18 protein-coding genes and 1 pseudogene are annotated in these 18,712 nt (G+C 56.4%); 6 read left to right on the forward strand and 13 right to left on the reverse strand.

What is annotated here, in order from left to right; genetic code table 11:
• Positions 1-188 precede the first annotated feature (188 nt).
• Positions 189-617, forward strand: a pseudogene (locus BBOU_RS08190) (transposase); the annotation flags it as partial.
• 232 nt (positions 618-849) lie between these two features.
• Here the strand turns inward: BBOU_RS08190 and BBOU_RS09265 are convergent.
• The 5 genes from BBOU_RS09265 to BBOU_RS08215 all read right to left on the reverse strand — a co-directional run bounded on the left by BBOU_RS09265 (position 850) and on the right by BBOU_RS08215 (position 3,432).
• A complete protein-coding gene (locus BBOU_RS09265; protein WP_152595670.1) occupies positions 850-1,515 on the reverse strand; it encodes a hypothetical protein in 666 nt (221 codons plus the stop codon).
• A gap of 13 nt (positions 1,516-1,528) precedes the next feature.
• The gene (locus BBOU_RS08200; protein WP_152595671.1) at positions 1,529-1,921 is read right to left on the reverse strand and encodes a hypothetical protein; all 393 of its coding nucleotides are present in this window, start codon (positions 1,919-1,921) and stop codon (positions 1,529-1,531) included.
• Between the two features lie 215 nt (positions 1,922-2,136).
• Positions 2,137-2,412, reverse strand: coding sequence for a plasmid mobilization protein (locus BBOU_RS08205; RefSeq protein WP_026503555.1), 276 nt, complete (start codon positions 2,410-2,412; stop codon positions 2,137-2,139).
• A 298-nt stretch (positions 2,413-2,710) separates the two neighbouring features.
• A complete protein-coding gene (locus tag BBOU_RS08210) occupies positions 2,711-2,953 on the reverse strand; it encodes a hypothetical protein (protein WP_033490749.1) in 243 nt (80 codons plus the stop codon).
• A gap of 134 nt (positions 2,954-3,087) precedes the next feature.
• Positions 3,088-3,432, reverse strand: coding sequence for a hypothetical protein (locus BBOU_RS08215; RefSeq protein WP_026503553.1), 345 nt, complete (start codon positions 3,430-3,432; stop codon positions 3,088-3,090).
• A 44-nt stretch (positions 3,433-3,476) separates the two neighbouring features.
• Here BBOU_RS08215 and xerA point away from each other — a divergent pair, with 44 nt between their 5' ends.
• Positions 3,477-5,177 carry a site-specific tyrosine recombinase/integron integrase gene (xerA, locus tag BBOU_RS09680; protein ID WP_238552182.1) on the forward strand — a complete coding sequence of 567 codons (1,701 nt, stop codon included), beginning with the start codon at positions 3,477-3,479 and terminating at the stop codon, positions 5,175-5,177.
• Positions 5,178-5,227: 50 nt separating this feature from the next.
• Complete coding sequence (locus BBOU_RS09640; RefSeq protein WP_369126144.1) at positions 5,228-5,782, forward strand: restriction endonuclease subunit S; 555 nt, start codon at positions 5,228-5,230, stop codon at positions 5,780-5,782.
• Here BBOU_RS09640 and BBOU_RS09320 read toward each other — a convergent pair.
• From BBOU_RS09320 to BBOU_RS08255, 8 genes are all read right to left on the reverse strand, one after another.
• Entirely contained in the window at positions 5,709-6,923 is a 1,215-nt protein-coding gene (locus BBOU_RS09320; protein ID WP_081888242.1) for a restriction endonuclease subunit S, read from the reverse strand. The two genes, BBOU_RS09640 and BBOU_RS09320, sit on opposite strands and share 74 nt — an antisense overlap.
• On the reverse strand, positions 6,913-8,442 hold the full coding sequence (locus BBOU_RS08230) for a class I SAM-dependent DNA methyltransferase (protein ID WP_026503221.1): 1,530 nt from the start codon (positions 8,440-8,442) through the stop codon (positions 6,913-6,915). The genes BBOU_RS09320 and BBOU_RS08230 overlap by 11 nt, the downstream gene beginning before the upstream one ends.
• A 56-nt stretch (positions 8,443-8,498) precedes the next feature.
• Positions 8,499-11,615: a type I restriction endonuclease subunit R gene (locus tag BBOU_RS08235; protein WP_026503222.1), complete on the reverse strand. Its 3,117-nt coding sequence runs from the start codon at positions 11,613-11,615 to the stop codon at positions 8,499-8,501.
• A 5-nt stretch (positions 11,616-11,620) separates the two neighbouring features.
• Positions 11,621-11,749 carry a hypothetical protein gene (locus BBOU_RS09520; RefSeq protein WP_274518417.1) on the reverse strand — a complete coding sequence of 43 codons (129 nt, stop codon included), beginning with the start codon at positions 11,747-11,749 and terminating at the stop codon, positions 11,621-11,623.
• Positions 11,750-12,189: 440 nt separating this feature from the next.
• The gene (locus BBOU_RS08240) at positions 12,190-12,573 is read right to left on the reverse strand and encodes a plasmid mobilization protein (RefSeq protein ID WP_026503223.1); all 384 of its coding nucleotides are present in this window, start codon (positions 12,571-12,573) and stop codon (positions 12,190-12,192) included.
• A gap of 259 nt (positions 12,574-12,832) precedes the next feature.
• Positions 12,833-13,330, reverse strand: coding sequence for a hypothetical protein (locus tag BBOU_RS08245; RefSeq protein WP_152595641.1), 498 nt, complete (start codon positions 13,328-13,330; stop codon positions 12,833-12,835).
• A gap of 120 nt (positions 13,331-13,450) precedes the next feature.
• A complete protein-coding gene (locus BBOU_RS08250; RefSeq protein ID WP_026503225.1) occupies positions 13,451-15,640 on the reverse strand; it encodes a type IA DNA topoisomerase in 2,190 nt (729 codons plus the stop codon).
• Positions 15,641-15,678: 38 nt separating this feature from the next.
• Entirely contained in the window at positions 15,679-15,972 is a 294-nt protein-coding gene (locus tag BBOU_RS08255) for a hypothetical protein (RefSeq protein WP_026503226.1), read from the reverse strand.
• A 211-nt stretch (positions 15,973-16,183) separates the two neighbouring features.
• Here BBOU_RS08255 and BBOU_RS08260 point away from each other — a divergent pair, with 211 nt between their 5' ends.
• The 3 genes from BBOU_RS08260 to BBOU_RS08270 are packed head-to-tail and all read left to right on the forward strand — an operon-like array spanning position 16,184 to position 18,629.
• Positions 16,184-16,579 (forward strand): hypothetical protein, encoded by a 396-nt coding sequence (locus BBOU_RS08260; protein ID WP_051616843.1) that lies wholly within the window; start codon positions 16,184-16,186, stop codon positions 16,577-16,579.
• Positions 16,576-17,556, forward strand: a complete 981-nt coding sequence (locus tag BBOU_RS08265) for a hypothetical protein (RefSeq protein WP_026503227.1) — start codon at positions 16,576-16,578, stop codon at positions 17,554-17,556. The genes BBOU_RS08260 and BBOU_RS08265 overlap by 4 nt, the downstream gene beginning before the upstream one ends.
• Entirely contained in the window at positions 17,553-18,629 is a 1,077-nt protein-coding gene (locus tag BBOU_RS08270) for an aggregation-promoting factor C-terminal-like domain-containing protein (RefSeq protein WP_051616844.1), read from the forward strand. Before BBOU_RS08265 ends, BBOU_RS08270 begins: the two co-directional genes overlap by 4 nt.
• Positions 18,630-18,712 lie beyond the last annotated feature (83 nt).

Consider the following 18,712-nt stretch of genomic DNA (forward strand, 5'->3'; position numbering starts at 1 on the left):
TCGAGGGACGCACCCCGGAGGAGTTCCGGAGCATGTCCCTCGCGGTCTAGGGCTGTATCCTAATTAACAACGTCCAACAAACGGGGCGCAGTTCAGTGACCTTCACAGGGGCCTGATCCTGATCCGCAAGAAGGGAAAGCTCCCCGGAAAGATCATCGAAGCCAACTACGACCTCGAGTACACAGGCCGGCATCCGCCAGGAACTCACCGAGATGTCCGACTGCAAGACCCTCGAGGAGGCGCGGCAACGCAAGGACCGGATCGTGGCCGACTACCGGGACGTGGCCGATCAGGCCGCCACCTGCCTGGACGAGGGGTTCGAATCCGCGACGGGCGTGATGCAGCTGCCCGCGGGACTGCGCCCGTACATGCGCACCAACAACCACCTCGAACGCCTCAACCGGGAGATCAAACGCCGCACCCGCGTCATCGGCGTGTTCCCGAACACCGACGCGGCCGTGCGCATGGCCGGGTCCGTGCTCATCGAGCAGAACCGCCTCGTGCAGGCCCGCAAGGCGATCTTCTCCGAGGAGACCCACCGCAAACTCATGCAATCCGACACCGTCGCCAGGCTCAGGGACATCGCCCGCGAACAGGCCATGCTCCGAGCCGCCTGACCGACACGATACACCCACAAAACCGCAACGCGAAGCCAAAACCCAAATTACACACAAAAACGGACTTGACCCACTCGGCACACAACCATGTAACGGATATACCGATATGTGACGCATTATTCCCCGTTTCTATCCACAGGTTGAAGCAGCGAAGAAAATAGGAATGAGTCAATCAAGCAATAAGTCATTCACTCGCGTTCTTTGTACACAGTCAAACACCGATAATCAGAGGTTATGCATTCGCGTCGATGAAAATCTCACAATGGGAGCCCGAACCTATGATATAGTCTGATCGAATCTTTCCATTCGCAGAAAGATTGGTAAGATTATCCCTCAAATCCTTCACCTCTGACGACCTGTACTCGGCAATTGCCGTCTGAAGATCGCTATCGGAAAGAGAAGAATCAAACACACCCGCTGCGGCGGAATAAACCGACAACACCGTGTTCTCATCACCAGTGGCATAAATCCTGACAAAATTCGAACTCGACTGATGATATTCCACCACATCAACAGGCGCACCGTTGATGGTCGCATGTACACCCGAAGAACCCTGAAATGCCGGAAGACGATATTCAACCCTTTTATACGGTCCATTCTGGCGATATTCTTCGTCTGGCCTGAAAGTAGCACTGTCCACCGCCTCCATACCCGCAGCCTGCGCGACTGAATTCAATACCTTCGCAGGATCCCGATCCGCGCTGGAAGGAGAAGACGAAGCGGCATTACTTTGAGACGAACTCGTCGGCACAGTTGTCGCCGGGACAGTCGATTCAGGAGTTTCTGAAGAGCCTTCCTGCGATCCAATTACTCCCAGAACAAGCACCACACCAATAATCGCCCAAAACCACCACTTACGCCACAATGGTTTCTTCTTCTGAGATGTGTCATCTGCCATGTTTTTTCCCCTGCTACTCTCTGACCACCATCAATGCAACAGTATCACGGTCTATTCCGTCGTCGTCCATGGTCTTCATCGCCTGATTCATGGTCATCGAAGTCACATCCGGAATCTGAATCTCATCATCTCTAGGAGCCTTGTCATGCCCCGTCTTGACGGCTATGAACAACGACAGCAGGAACACGGCGATCATCGTCAGAAGGACAATCCTGATGACGTCTTCCGGCACGAAGCCGACCAATACTTTTGACTGAATTTCTCTCCCATCTTCACAATCCACATAAGTATCCTCAAGAGCAGACAACGCTGTGCAAGCAAAATCTTCAACTTGACTGAACCGCCATGCAATCCATATCTTCTGTTTGAAAGGTAGAAGCATGACAGCTGATGTTGCAATAATCACCTACCCGAAAACGAGCATCAACGCACCTCCGATTCCCAGTCCATTTCTTCACGACATCCAGCACTCACTGCAAACCCGTGAATCTTTTCATTCGCAGATTACCGAGCCATGAATCGACATCTCAGGTCCGAACATTCCATCGACTTCGACTGCTGAAAATGACAACTTTTCCCGGACAACCTCCGACACCTTCTCCACCAGCCTCCCGCACTCCCTCACCGCCGCCACCACGCTCGCTTCCTGCTCCGCACTAACCGCCAGATTTCAGTGCGGATGCGTTGAAGCTCTCGAACCACCGGCCCTTGCTCAGCGTCCTGTCTTGCCTTGTCAATGTCGCCGGCTTGCTTGGCGGCCTCGATGAGGAAACGCGACAACGTGACGCCACGTTGTTCGGCCAGACCGGCAAGTTCCCGCACCTCGTCTTCGTTGACGCGCAGCGAGATGATGCGCGTTCTTCGTGCGCCTGTCTTGGTTTGCTTCCGTCGCGTCATGCGAGCCTCCTGTCATCGTCTTGTCATCGTTGTCCTCTCGCGCCGTGATAGCGTATTCCAGTCGGTATGGTCTTGCCGTGCTTTCCATTCGGTCCAGCGTCGCCATTGCTCCCACCGGTAGCGCGCCGACTGCTGGGTGTCCGAAGGGGCAAGCTGCACCAGTTCCGGTCTCCCCCGTTTCACCGCACGGCAAGACCGTTGGGCACGCTTCATGTCATTCCACGTGTCCAGCCAACCGTCACGAAATCCAACAACCAAACACCACAGATGTGCAAAGCATGACACATCCTAAAGGCAGCTACTCACTCTTGCCCATCGACCTCATCCAATCCACCCATTTCAACGGAGAACGCACCGGATCAGGCTCAGCATCGTCGCAATCAGTGAAATCCAAGAATGTCTCAGTCAACCGGACTTCACATTTCGAAACCACCGGGAGAACCGTGAATCCGCCTGCCTGATTCCACCACAACAAATCGCCCCCGAACATCGGCATCGGGTTGTCCTCGAAGTAATCGTCTAGCACAAATCGACGTTTCATCTTCACTCGCATTCCTTCCGCGGGCACAGGTCACTTACAACACTGCCAGAAACCGCCGGAGCAATCGAGCCGCGCACGAAAAATGTGGATAAAAGATGGATTCAGGATTTCACAGCTTCAACAATGTGGATAACTCACCCTCCACAATACGACCAATCAAGGTCGGATTCTCCATGATCCCTCGGCCAACCACCATTCCCCGAAGTGTCCCCACGCTCTTTCTCATACACCATCTGCCCAAACGGGATTTCAGGGATATATTGACCCGTGACACACATCTGCCGTCCCCGCTCGATCTTCAACAGCTGAAGGAAATACCGCCCAGCAGCACCCGCAGGAACCGTCACCTTGAACGGTCGGCCTTCCGCAAGTCGCTTGATATACACCGGCGCCAACCGGTTGAGTCTCCGCTTCTCGAACTCATCGAACATTCCGTGTTCGCTTGCCATAAGACCTAAGATATCATATGTTTCGAACATGTGTTCGATTGTCGCCAGATGTACAAGCACAGTAAGTATCTAGCATGACCGTCAAATGCCTCACTTCAGCCGATAGCTCGTCTAATACTACTGCAAATGGCTATTTGGCTGCAGTCTGTGAATCTCTCGCAGAGAAGCAACAGAATACGATAGTTCCTTTGGAAGGACTATGCCAACAAGTAAATGAGAGAACTGATTTCTCTGAAGCGAATTTTGATAGCTACATCTCAACTGAGTCTCTTTTGCCTGAGAAGATGGGCAGGCAGACCGCCTCTTCGTTGCCAAAATCAGGGAAAGTGACTAAGTATCAGGCAGGCGACACGCTTGTCTCAAATATACGTCCATATTTCAAAAAGGTTTGGTTCGCTGACTGTAATGGCACATGTTCTGGCGACGTTATTGTATTTCGGGCGCGGAATGCTTCTATGTCGCCTTATCTGTATTCATTGATTAGATCGGATTCTTTTTTTGAGTATGTCATGCTTGGTTCGAAAGGTACAAAAATGCCTAGGGGCGACAAAAAACAGATGATGACTTACCCTGTAGTGGCTTCTTGCGCTCAGGCGGATCTCCAGTTAATTACATTCTGCGTACATCAGTTGACGAAGAATGCAAGAGAATCGGTGATGCTCAATGAATTGCGCGACAGTCTCCTCCCCAAGCTCATGTCCGGGGAGATCGACGTTTCGAAGGTGGAGGTTCCTACGCAGCCAAATAGCCATTTGCGTAGATTCCACCCTATCCTGCAATCTGTTCCTACCACTATGAAAGGAACAACAATGGAAACGATCATCAACGCCGTGCTGGCACAAATGCAGCCATTCCTGGACGGCTTCCAATTCAAACAGCTCGCCGTGTCGCTCAAGGCGGCGTTCGAGAACGCGGAACGCCCTCCCCAACAAGATCGCGGAGACCTGTTGGAACTGTTTCTCACAGCCAAGGAAGTAGAGGGATGCTCGCCTAAGACAATCGCCTACTACCGCACCACTTTGGAACACATGACGGCAACCATCGCGAAGCCCTATACGCAGATGACGAGCGAGGACCTGAGGGACTACCTCAATGGCTACGGGAGCAGGCACGGCGCCGGCAAAGTCACCATCGACAACATCCGCCGCATCATGTCGAGCTTCTTCTCATGGCTTGAAGACGAGGATTATGTAGTCAAGAGCCCGGTTCGCAGAATTCACCGAATTAAAACCGCACAGGTAACCAAGGAGGTGCTCACGGACGAGCAGATTGAAAGCCTGCGAGATGGTTGTTCGTGTGTACGGGACCTTGCGATCATCGATGTGCTGGCGTCCTCAGGGATGCGCGTAGGCGAACTCGTCGGTCTTGACATCAGTGATGTAAACTTGCAGGAACGGGAATGCATCGTTACAGGCAAAGGCAACAAACAGCGCCCCGTGTACCTCGATGCCCGCGCGAAACTTCATCTCAGTGACTACCTGAAAACGCGCCGTGATGATAACCCCGCCCTTTTCGTCACGCTCAGGGGTAGGATGAAACGGATGACCGTCAGCGATGTGGAAGCACGAGTGCGCGAACTCGGCAGAGCCACACAAGTAGGGCGTGTGCACCCGCACAAATTCCGACGCACTCTCGCCACCCGCGCAATCGACCGGGGAATGCCAATCGAGCAGGTGCAGAAACTCCTCGGCCATGCGAAAATAGACACGACCATGCACTACGCCATGGTGGACCAGAACAACGTGAAGACATCACATAGGAAGTATTTGGAATGAGCTCGAAATACTCAGAAGTTCGAATTGAGGATCTCATAGATGAAATAGCCATGGGACCTTTTGGGTCGAATATCAAAGCCGAGTGTTTTATTTCTCATGGCGTACCCGTCTTCAATGGCTCAAATCTGACGGGTTACACAACCAACGATGATAATCTTAGATTCGTCTCGCCAGAAAAAGCCGCTTCTCTTGGGAACGCACTTGCATCAAGAGGTGATGTAGTCGTAACCCATAGAGGGACATTGGGCCAGATTTCCTACATCCCCTACGATTCCCAGTATGAACACTACATCATCTCTCAAAGCCAATTCCGCGTGAGATGCAACAAGAAAGTTCTTCCTCAATACCTTGTCTCATATTTCCACACCAGAGAAGGGCAATGGAAGTTGTTGTCCAATAAGACTCAAACTGGAGTCCCAGCTCTTGGAAGACCCACTACATCTTTCAGAAAACTCAATATTCCTTTGCCTCCGATGGAAACCCAACGCAAGATAGTCAAAATTGTTGACTCCATCCGAGAAAAGATTGCTCTCAATTCTCGTACAAATGGCTATTTGGCTGCGCAGGAACCTCCACCTTCGAAACGTCGATCTCACCGGACATGAGCTTGGGGAGAAGAGTGTCACGCAGTTGTTTAAGCTTATGGTTCTCAACCTCAAGCACCTGCTGGTGTTCCAGGATGGGGCTTGCCCATTCGGAGAACTCCGCACATTGATCTTTGTCGGGAATTACCAGTTCGATACTTTTCATGGTTCTCCCAGAGACTTCAGGGAATGTGGTGCCAGAACCTGCGTCGGCAATCCTCTCCTTATTCTGCTTTAAGAAGCAGTAGAAAAAGGCGGTGCCGATATCGTCATTTGGAACAATGGACTTGAAACCCTGGTTCGTCGTGACCTCGTCTGCGGCGATAGCGACATACCCTATCGGAGCCCGTGAGCTAAACAAAACTGTTCCAGCCGGCATGAGTCTTACGCTGCACGAATCATAGCCGAGCTGGGTTATATCATCTGCTCCATGAGCGATGAACTTGTCAGTTGTGTTCGAGAGATCGCGCGGCGTAATCCAGCCGATACCATGTTGAGTGTAGTATTCAGGTTTCTTTTTTGAAGGTGTTGCACCTCCGATCACCTCGCCAATATCGCTTATAACCCCATTTGGCTCAATGCCATCCTTATTGAAGAGATAGTCATATCGGCTCAGCAGAAGGTCTTCCAAATAGCCATTTGTACGAGAATTGAGAGCGATTGCATCATCAAGGGATTTCAGAATATTAGCGACCTTATCCTGAAAGGCCCGGCTTGGAAGGCTTATCGAGAACTTACGCACATCAGCAACATTTATGTGAGATACAGTTGCGCCGTTGCTAACACGGAGAAGCCGGGATCTTTGTTCTGGCGCATTCAGGTAGTACGCGAGAAAATAAGGATTAACTATTTTCTCATCAGGGCGAAGAAGCATTGTCCTCTGCCCAAGACATACGGGTTCGTCGGAATCAATGATTGCAACATTTCCGGCAGGTGCTTCTCGTGCAAGAATCAAATCGCCCTCACGTGGAATCGCGCGAGAAATTCTACTGAGATATATACTTCGGGAAACGCGTTGGACGCCGTTAAGAATGAGCCTGCCACGCCCGACATTGGGAGTACGGATGAGAGGGTAGCCCGTTCCTTCATCTTTGGCGCTGCTATGCGGACAATCGACAATCAGGCTACATATATCCTGAAGCATACAGTTGTCATAGCCCATACCCGATTGCCTCCAGGTTCTTCTTGATCTCCTCTTGCAGACGGTTAGACTCTTCAAAGCACTTGGAAAGTTCGCCTGTGAGCCTTTTCATCTTCTCATCGAAAGGTTCGTCGTCGTCTTCGACATCGGCAATGCCGACGTAGCGCCCGGGCGTGAGGATGTAGTCCTGCTTGCCGATTTCATCCAACGTTGCGACAGCACTGAACCCTTTCTCTTCCTCCAGCTCGCCATTTCGGAATGCAGTGAAGGCATCGGCAATCCTGGCGATATCGTCGTCCTTGAGCTCGCGCATCTTACGGGTGACCAGCGTGCCCAGTTCCCGCGCGTCAACAAACAGCACCTTGCCAGTCTCCTCGGCATGGTTATGCTTGTCCTTGTTGATGATCCACAAACACACGGGTATTCCGGTGCTGTAGAACAGCTTGTCAGGCAGAGCGACGATTCCCTCAACAATGTCGGACTTGACGATGTTGGCGCGGATATCCCCCTCGCCGCTCTGCTGACTCGACAAGGAACCGTTGGCCAGCACCATGCCCATGCGCCCGTCATCACTGAGGTGATGCACCATGTGCTGCAACCAAGCGAAGTTGGCGTTACCTTCGGGCGGCGTGCCGTAGTCCCAGCGCGGGTCGTCGCGCAGCATGTCTCCGCCCCAATCCTTGTCATTGAAGGGCGGATTGGCAAGCACGAAGTCGAAACGCTTGTCCTTGTGCAGGTCATCGGAGAACGTGTCGGCATTGCGCGGGCCCAGGTCCGCGTCGATGCCGCGGATGGCGAGATTCATCTTCGCCATCTTCCACGTCGTGGGGTTGCTCTCCTGTCCGAAGACGGAGATATCGTTGAGGCTACCCGAGTGGTGCTCCACGAACCTGGCGGACTGGACGAACATACCGCCCGAACCACAGCACGGGTCGTAGACACGTCCATGGAAAGGCTGGATTATCTCGACGAGGGTGCGCACCACACAGGTGGGCGTGTAAAACTCTCCAGCGTTCTTGCCCTCCTTCTCGGCGAACTTCTGCAGGCAGTACTCGTAGGTCCGGCCGAGCACGTCCTGGGTGTTGTCCTCCGACACCATGGTGACGTTGGTGAACAAGTCCACCACGTCGCCCAGCATCCGCTTGTCCAGCTCCTGCCGAGCGAAGTTCTTGGGAAGAATGCCTTTGAGGGAGTCGTTCTCTGCCTCGATTTGGCGCATAGCGTTGTCGATGACCTTGCCGATCTCGGGCGTGTGGGCGGCCGCTGCCACGGTCTCCCAGCGGGAATCCTTGGGCACCCAGAAGATGCCATCAGCCTCGTACTCGTCACGGTCCTCCTCGAAACCTTCACCTTCCTCTACGAGGGCACGATGCTTCTGCTCGAAGCGGTCGGAGATGTATTTGAGAAAAATGAGGCCGAGCACGACGTTCTTGTATTCCGACGCGTCGATATGACCGCGCATCCTATCGGCCGCTTCCCAGATTTTTTCCTCGAACCCAATCTCTTGAGTGTTCGTGTTCTTTTTCGCTGCTTTCGCCATTCCTGTGCCTTGTCTAGGTTCTGATTATTCCTTGATACACCTGACGCACGTACCGCCTAGAGGACTTGGTTGTCGGTCCACAGCTCGCACTGGTCCATCACGGTCTCGATTGCCTCCGGTTCCTCATCAGGCGGATACTTGTATTTTTTGAGCAGCCGCTTGATGGCGCGTTTCATGCCGGCCCGTGCGGTACGCTTCTCCTGCCAGTCTATCGTTGCGTTCCTGCGCAATGCGTCGGTGAGCTCGTGGGTCATGGCCACAAGCTGGTCGTTAGTGTAGAGGTCTTTAACCGCCTGCGGCTTGGTGAGCGCGTCATAGAAGGCGAGTTCCTCCGCCGACAGCCCAAGGCTCTTGCCTTCCTCTCTCTCCCTCATCATGTCCTTGGCCATCGCCATCAACTCTTCGATGACCTCGGCGTTCGTTAGCATGCCATTGAGGTAGGCGTTGAGAGTCGTCTGCAGCATCTCCGAAAACTTCTGCGCCTTGACCACGCTGGTCTTCCTGTACGCCTTCACCTGTTCCGAAATGAGGCGTTTCAAAGTCTCGAGCGCGATGTTCTTTACCTTCATCTTGGAGATCTCATCCAGCACAGACTCGTTGAACAGTGATATTTCCGTGCTGTCCTTGCCGATGAGATTGATGACTCCATCGCTCTGCACCGTCTGCTCGAGCATAGAGCTGATGCGTCGGTTGAACTCTGCGTAGCTCATGCCATGGCCGGTCGAGGGTGCCTTTCCGAGAATGCGCAGAACCTGCACTTGCAACACATGGATGAACGCTGCCTCGTACTGGTCGGCTTCGGAGACCATGCTCTTGCACAGGCTCTCGGCACTTTCCAACAGCTGCGACTGCTTGAGGAACTCGTCCCGCGTCTCGATTCGGTCCTTGTCGAGCAACCAGTCAGTACCGTCAGCAATGCACGCCGCGAGCTCCTCCTTGTTCTGTGTGGTGATGCGATTCCGGTAGTCAAACCCATGCAGCAAATCACGGCACACCGCGAGTTTCTCACGGAACTTGGGGTACGCGGTCTTGGCGATATCCATGTCGCCGAACTGCTTCCGGTCACGCTGCGTGTAGTCGTGCATCGCGGCTTTGAGAGCACCGGCGATGCCGATATAATCCACGATCAGACCGCCTTCCTTGCCCGGGTAGACGCGATTCACACGCGCAATCGCCTGCATGAGGTTATGACCGCGCATCGGCTTGTACATGTACATCGTGGCAAGGGATGGCACATCGAAACCGGTGAGCCACATGTCCACGACGATTACAATGCGCAGCGGATCGTCATCGCTCTTGAAACGACGCTCCATATCCTTGTTGTGGTTGAGTCTACCGAGACCGGACTTCCCCTGCCCTGGCGTCACGCCGTGCGTGACTTCGTACCATTCCTCGGGATCTTGGTTGCTCGTGGTCATCACGACGCCAATCTTGTCTTTCCACTCCGGCCTCAGCTCCAGGAGCCTGTAGTAGATCTTCATCGCGGTGGTACGGGAGTATGCCACAATCATCGCCTTGCCAGTGAGCAGGTCTGCGCGGTTCTGCTCGTAGTGAGCAATCATGTCTTCGCACAGAGAGTCGATAGTCTCCGGTGCCCCGAGGATGGCGTCGAGCGCCGCCATGGAATGCTTGCTACGTTCGGTGGTCGCCTCGTCGTGGGACGCGGCGTATTCCCCATATGCGGCATCCAGCTCATCCAAGGCACCCTGGTCCAGGTGTAGCGCGACCACACGGCTCTCGTAATAGACTGGCACCGTCGCATTATCCTCGACGGACTGCGTCATGTCATACACATCAATGTATCCGCCGAAGACCTCCTGCGTGTTGCGACCGTCAAGTTCGATGGGTGTGCCAGTGAAACCGATGTAGGACGCGTTTGGCAAGGCGTCACGCATCTGCTTGGCAGCGCCGATGGACACCGTCCCGTCCTCCTTGATGGTCTCGGTCAGGCCGTACTGTCCACGATGCGCCTCATCGATCATCACAATCACGTTGGATCTGTCGCACAGCGGTCCGTCGCCTTCGATGAACTTCTGCATGGTCGTAAACACGATGCCGTTCGCCTCGCGCCCCGAAAGGAGCTTGCGCAAGTCTTCACGGCTCTTTGCCTGCACGGGCTGTTGCCGCAGGAACTTCGAACACCTCGAGAACTGTCCAAAAAGCTGCCCATCAAGGTCGTTTCTGTCGGTGACCACCACGATGGTGGGGCTCCCGATGCGCGTCTGGAGCAGATGCGCGAGGAACACCATCGACAGCGACTTACCAGATCCCTGCGTGTGCCAAAAAACGCCGATGCGCCCGTCCCCCGCGACCGCCTCGACGGCACGGTCGGCCGCCTTGTGAACACCGAAATACTGGTGGTACGCCGCCAGTATCTTCACTACCTTGTCACCGTCGTCGTTGAAACAGATGAAGTTGCGCAAGATGTCGACCAGATGGTCCTTGCGGAACATACCGTCGATCATGGTCTGCCAGCGGGCATCGTTCTTGGCATAGTCGCCGTCCACGCTCTTCCACTCACAGAAACGGTCCTCGGGCGATGTGATGGTTCCGACCCTTGTCTCGGTCGAGTCGCTAATCACAAGAAACGCGTTCGGCACGAAGAAAGAGGGAATCGCCTTCAGATAGTTGCGCAGCTGCGCGTACGCATCGCTGACAGTCGTGTCCTCGCGCGACGGACTCTTGAGCTCAAACACCACAAGAGGCATCCCGTTGACGAACACGACGACGTCGGGGCGCTTGTTCTCATGCTCGACATACGTCCACTGGTTCACAACATGAAATGCATTGCGCTCCGGCTCGTCATAATCGACAAGCCGAACGAGTTCGTTGCGTTCCTCCCTGCCATCGAAATACCGCACCTCCACACCTGACTGCAGATAGTCGGTGAAGCGCTCGTTACGCTGTGCCAGCGAACCACCTTCAATGTCTTCCAACTTCAGGACAGCCTCATCAATTGCTTGGACTGGCAGTTCAGAATTCACTCTACGCAGGCTCTCCCGGAGCACACCAGGTAAGAACACGTCACGGTATCGACCGTCCGTTCTTTTAACGTCGGGACCGTACAAGTGCCGATAGCCCAAACGATTTACCATGCGGTCAATGATTGTCAGCTCATACGACTCCTCGTCAAAAGATGAGAAATCATCGATGTATTTCCCGTGCGCAGCCATTCCGTTTACTCCTTGCTCCACTCGACGGCCTTCTCCAGCGCCTTGTCAGCAAGCAATGACGAAATGAACGCACTCGCGCATATGCAATTCTCGCTTACCATATCAGCCACCGCACGCTTCAGCTCCGGAGTCACAACGAAAATGGTTTTCCCGGTTTTTCTCCCATTGAGAAGGACCACCTCTTCACAGGACCATTCATCGACATTCTCCTTAGCATGACTTTTATATAACCTACCACTACGTATCATCTTTCAAAGCGGCAGACCGTCTAAGTCTATGACCACTCACGTTAGACCGGCACGAACATCCCGCGGTACTTGCCACTCCATTCCGTTCTGGTCCACTCATCCACTACCCATCAAACTTTTTCACGATGTCAGCTCACCTTGTAACATTCCCACGGATATCCCTTCTGCGGTTTAACACGATAGACGTTGACGTACTGAAAGCAGTACATCGCGACCATCATCAAGATGCCATCATTACCACAATGTCTCAAACCGGAATTCCCTGATTCACCGCGCCAATTTTCTCGTGTAATGTCCATGACGAACAGTGATTGTTGATATCTCAATCAACAGCGTTTCCGAACGACCTCCGACACCTTCTCCACCAGCTGCCCGCACTCTCTCACCGCCGTCACCACACTAGTCTCCTGCTCCGCGCTAACCGCCAGATCCCGGTTCGTATTATGTGCGACCTGGTTTACGTTGTGTCCGATTCGCCAGATCTCGGCGCGGATGCGTTGAAGCTCTCGAACCACCGGCCCCTGTTCAGCGTCTCGCCTCGCCTTGTCAATGTCGCCGGCTTGCTTGGCCGCCTCGATGAGGAAACGCGACAACGTGACGCCACGTCGTTCGGCCAGACAGGCGAGTTCACGCGCCTCGTTTTCGTTGACGCGCAGCGATATGATGCGCGTCCGGGGTACACCTGTCTTGGTTTGCTTCCGTCGCGTCATGCGAGCCTCCCATCACCAATCTGTAAGCGTCAACCAGTACCCACCGCACGAACGCTGTGCGGATTCCCAGCATCTTGTACAAGCCTTCGGCACTCGGGTTGTTGCCCATGTCGCCTGCGGCGGCATGGGGGCAAGTTCGGATTGTGCATACAATCCGTATAACTTGCTCCACTGTGCGTTTTGTACACCCTGTACGGCTTGTACCGTGATAGGGCTTGCCGCGCTGCAGCGCGGATTTCCGTTTGACGGAATCGGTTCTTCATCCGTGTAGGCCGGTGGCAGCATTTGCAGTCGGGGCACCTGTCTGCATCTGGCGTTCCGTGGCGTGGATGGTTTCGAGCATGGTCCGGGCGTATCGGACGAGTTCGTCTGACCCGAGGTCGGCAAGCCGGTTGAGGATGTCGCGGACGCGCGGATCGCCGGCAAGTTGTTCGGCCTGACTGGCGATGAAGCAGGCTCGGCTCGTACGCCGGTTCGCGGCGGCGCGGGCTATGATTTCACGTTCCGCATCGGATAGGCGCAAATCAATCCGCCGCCGCTCCCCCTGCGTGTCATGCCCGCTGCCATGGGTATGCGAGTGGATGCCTGTCTTCCATGCTTTTGATCCGGTTTCGAGCATGCCCGGGTCAACGTTGGTCGCCGCCGCGCGGATGAACAGCCCTACGGGAATCCCGACTTCGATGCAGATGGCATGAATCCGCCGATAGAGCGCCGCGTCGATGCGCAGCGATGTGCGTCTGTCCAGCATCCTCTCCATATCAGTCTCCTCCCGATATACCGTTCTCACTCGTTTCATGGAAGCGGGGCAGCCGGGCGTACTCGCTGTTGTTCAGCCGTCCCGCTTCCATTGTCATCGGGCAGTCGTAATCCGCCGGTGTCACCGTCTGCGCCTGTCGAAGTCGAGGACCGCTCCCCGTTCGGGGTCGATGACGAGGTCGGCGCTGAACTTCTTGCCGGTTTTCGAACGGAATCCGGTCAACCTGATGCGTTCCTCGCTGAGTAGTGACCGGACGTTGGCATCGGTCAGGTTGCGGCCGGCGATGACCGGCCAGAGTGTCCATCCGCATCCCGCGGTGTGGGTCCATGTCCCGGAGTCGTCTCGTGACCGCCGGTTGGTCGAGCACTGCCAGGTCTTGCCGCGCTTGATGACCGGATTGCCGCATTTGGGGCATCCGCCGTATTCTTCGGTGGCGTGCAAATGTCTTGCGATATCGGGATTGTCTCGGAAGATGTCCTGCGCCTGACGGGGGATGCACGCGGCTTCCAGCCGGAATTGCTCAAGTACCTGCTTGGGGTCGAGCTGGCCGCGTTCTACCTGATTGAGTGCTTGTTCCATCCGTGCGGTGGTCGCGGGATCGCGGTGCATGGGCGCGACCATGTCGATGAGAATCTGCCCTTTGGAAGTCGAGGTGATGGTTTTCCCGCTGCGTTCCAAATAGCCGTTGCCGATGAGTTGTTCGATGATGCCGGCGCGGGTTGCCGGTGTGCCGATGCCGCCGGAATGGCTGGTGTCGTCATCGAGTGCGGCTCTGAGGTCCTTGTCCTCGAGGTAACGGCTCGCATGTTCCATCGCCGACAACAGGCTCGCTTCGGTGAATGGTTTGGGCGGCTTGGTGCTGCCCTCGCGGATTTCCGCTGCGCCCGCGGACGCAATGACGGCGCCCGGGATGACCGTATCGGGAATCCGCCCGCCTGTCATGTCCATCCGGCTGTCATTGTCAATCGGATTGTGTTCACCCTGCTCGCCGTTTTTCTGGCGCTGCTGGCCAATGGCCTTCCATCCTTGCATGGTGATGATGTCCATGGTCGCGGTGAGCTGGATGTCATCATGTCCCTGTGGATGTGCGGTCACGCGGATGACGTGGTGGATGGCGTCTTCTGCGACGGATTCCCACATGCGCGCGACGATGCTGGTGAGCACCAGTCGTTCGTCCTCGTTGAGTGCGCCAAGGATGTCCGCGTTCACGTTCTCGGTCGGCAGGATGGCGGTATGTCCGGCGACCTTGCTGTCATCAACCACGAGCTGGGTACGTGGGCTTTCCGATCTCGCCTCGGGGTTGATGAACCCGTCCACCCGCCAGCTGCCGTCCAAGAGCCTGCGGAGGGTGTCAAGGTCGGCTTCGGTGATGTACCGGCTATCGGTACGGGGGTACGTGGCGAGTTTGCTTTCATACAGGTGTTGCAAGGCATCCAGCGTGCGGGATGCCGGTATGCCGTACCTGCTGTTCATATCCCGTTGCAGTGCGGTCAGGTCATACAGGTGCGGCGGCCGTTCATGCCGTTGCATGCGCCCCACTTCCACGATGCTGACGGGCATGCCGGGATCGGCAAACAGGCTTGCGAGTGTTTCCGCATCTCCCCTGTTGGTATGTCGGGGACTGGTGAGCGTCCATCCACCCATGGGGATGTGGACTGTCCAGTAGGGTTCGCTCACATGCCGGCTGATCCGGTCGTCGCGGTCGACGACCATCCACAGTGTCGGCGTCTGTACTCGTCCGACACTCATGTGGGCGCCTGCGAGGACACTGTAGGCGCGTGTGGCGTTCATGCCGATCAGCCAGTCGGCTTTGGCCCTCAGATCCGCCGCGTCGGCAAGTCCTTGATAGGCGCTGGCGGGCTGCATCGAATCGAGGGCATGACGGATTGCATGCCCTTCGAGGCTTGGCGCCCACAGTCGCATGACCGGATGATTGGCATGGGCGTGCATGATGATGCGGCGGAAAATCGCCTCGCCTTCACGGTCAGGGTCGCATGCGTTGACGATGGTGTCGCATTCCCCCGAGCGGATCAGGCCGTCGATGATCCGGTATTGACGGGCGGCACCGTGGGCTTGCGATACCTTCCACCGCCATCCGGGGTGCGGATCGATGGGCAGGGATTCGAGATTCCAGCTTTTCCAACGTCCGTCCTGGTATTCATCGGGCGGCATGAGATCGACGAGATGCCCTTGCGCCCATGTGATGATGCAGTCCTTGCATCGGATGTGCCCATCCTGTTCCGCTCCCCCGCCGATCGCTTGTGCGATTGCGCGTGCCACGCTGTGTTTTTCCGCGATGATCAGTTTCATGGTCGTGCTCCTTCATGGTTTATCGACGGTCAGCTTGCTTAGTGTGCGAGGCCGATGAGCGGGGCGAATACGGCAGCGAGCCCGAACAACATGGCAAGCATGCACACGATGCCGAGGATGTAGCAGACGACCGCGAGTACGGTTCGCGCTGCAATCGCGCCGCCCTGGTCCATGGGCGACGGCGCTTGCATCCGACGTCCCACGATTGCGCAGGCGCCCGAGGCCACACAGGCGAGCAGCACAAGCACGATTTGCAGACCGCCGTCAAGGTTGAGCGTCCAGTTCCACAGTCTTGCCAGTAGGCCGCTTGTCGAGGCGAGTATGGTGTCCATGTTCCGGTTCCTCCTTGTCTGGAATCCATGGGCTTGGTGTTTGCTCTTCCATCCTCGCGTCCGCCGAGGCAGCAGGGCGGACGCGCGGTCTACCGGTATGTGGAAGACCCGCCGTCCCGATGGCGGACAGGTAGAGTGCGCGTCCTGTTTCCATGCGCGTGGAATGTGATGCTGGGATGGTCAACCCGGATTTTGATACGAAGGAGACGTTATGGGTGGTTCGACGAATTTCCTGCGGGATACGCGGAGAGATATTCTCAGGGCGGTCAGGGAGCAGAGCTTGGACCGTAGCCGTGCGATGGACGAGTATGTGGAGGCGCTGGTGGGCGTGGAGTCGCTCAGGGCCCAAGCGGAGCGTGCCGCAGCCAAGGCGGATGTCCTGCGCCGGGCGGCGCGGGATGCCGGCAATAGTGCATCCGAACTACGTTCGGCGGAGCGTATCGTCCGTGAGCAGTGGAAAGGCATCGCCGCGCAAGATATGGATGCCGAAAAATCTGCTGCTGCCGCAGAGGATCAGAACATGGATGCAGCGGAGCCGTCAGACAATGATGGTGATTATCTTCCCGCTGAGGATGCCAGTCCGACCGACGGGTCAGGTCAGCAATGAGCAGGGCGCGTGAGCCACGGCCGTGGCCGAAGCCTGTCCGCTGGCTGGCGTGGCTGCTTGCCGTGATGGTGGTGGTCGCATTAGGCATGCTCACCTTCAAACGGCCGGTCTTATCCGGGGGGAATACGGCGGCTTCCCCTACCCCAACCGTTCGCGCAACCGGCTCGGAAGGCGACAAAGCAGCATCTGCGACCGGCTGGAAGGGGTTGCGCGCCGCGGGTATCCCTGTGCCGGGCACGTGGTCGAAGCAGACCGGCATGACCCTGTTTACGAAGGATTCTGGCGTGGACACCGTGAAACCGGAATCCTATTACGGCAAGCAGGTCGCGGGAGCCCCCGGTCCGATTGATACGGCGTTGACGAGCCTTGACGCGATCCTTGACCCGGACACGTCACAGGATGACTGGCAGAACACTTACGTGTCGATCCTTGCTGCGGACTCCTCCGGCCAGATACAAACGATGGGTGGGGCTCCACGATACTGGTGGGCTGACCGGAAATTCACACCGGATATGATGTGCTCACCATCATCCGACCACACGCTCATGCTCGCGTATGACACCGGATCCTGCACTACAGACAACACCTGGCAGGGCAAAGAGCATGGTGCGATACAGGCGATCCAGTACTATCAGCCCGGCTCCACGGCGTTCCCGGTTGCCGAGGGGATGGAGGCAACCGCCACCGATCCGCAGACACTGGTCGCACGCTCGTATTCCACGGTCGCTGTGCCGATGGATGACGGCATCTGGCATATCACCGTGTACTGTCCCGCCGACCCGGACATGCTCCTCGACAAAGACGCCAATGAGCTCGGTGTCACCGCCAGACAGACCGATCGGCTTACCGAAGGGATGCAAGGTTTTGGAAATCCGTGGCGTATGACCGGGATCGGGACAAGGCAGCATCCGTGCCGCACCGTGGAAATCGCGGTCGGCGGGCAGCTGCCTTACTGGTTCACGGGAGGCACAACATGACAGGTCGCCGATGCCACGGATTCCGACTGCCGTACCGTACCGCCTTGGCGGCCCTCGTGCTCACAGGCGTGCTGGCAACCGGCGCTTGCTCGCCCAACGGTGTGCTTACCTTCCTCGCCGGATGCAAGAACACCGCCGCAGCTACCGGCAATACGACTGCGGAATCCGCGGCAGGCACTTCCACAGCTTCCGGGGAATGGACGGGACTGGTAGGCCAGGGTATGGGGCAGATCAAGGCCTTGTGGCCCGGTCATGTCGCATGGTGTGGGACGTATCGTCCAGGATTCCAATGCACATGGTGGGCGTGCATGCGCCAACGGGCTCTCGGCCACAATGTCGGCCAATACTGGGGCAATGGTGCACAATGGGGCGAATCCGCACGCCGGGCAGGCTGGACCGAGGGCGCAGCGGTCGGCGGAATCATGGTGTTCGCCCCGGGTTCCGCCGGTTCGAGTCGCGTGTACGGGCATGTCGCCGTCATCGAGCAGATCGACGGCGACACCGTGCATATCAGCGAGGGCGGAACCGGATGGGGACGCGTGCATACCCGCACGTTCAGCGTCTCCAATCCCCCGTTAGGCGCCACATACTGGCATCCAAGCAACACCAATGGCCCCGGAGCATCAGCTCCCGCATCCGATACAGATACCGCTTTGGACGCTTCGGACGAATCCTCAAATGCGACAACCGCCGCATGGAGCTGCGAAACCGGTATGGACACGATATCCGCATCCTATACCGGCGATGGCATGCGTGCGACGCCGGATGAAGCGAAAGCGATTGCGCGCGGCATGCTTGCCAGCGGTTGGAAACAATGGGACACCGCGGAGCAGTGGGAGGCGCTCGAATGGCTCTGGGAGCACGAGTCCGGGTGGCGCTGGGACGCGGACAACCCGACATCCGACGCGTATGGCATTCCGCAAGCCCTTCCAGGCCGTAAGATGGCATCAGCGGGCGAGGACTGGGAGCACAACGCGGCGACCCAGATCCGCTGGGGCTTGGGCTACATCCAAAGCCGATATGGCAGCCCCACGGCAGCGAAGGCGTTCTGGCTCTCCCATCACTGGTACTGATTCGTCGAGATGGTAGATTCCACGCCCTCACATGCAATACCGAATCATCGAATATAGGAACATCAGCAACATCGGGAACACGG

It is taken from the genome of Bifidobacterium boum, from assembly GCF_000741535.1.
GTDB lineage: Bacteria > Actinomycetota > Actinomycetes > Actinomycetales > Bifidobacteriaceae > Bifidobacterium > Bifidobacterium boum.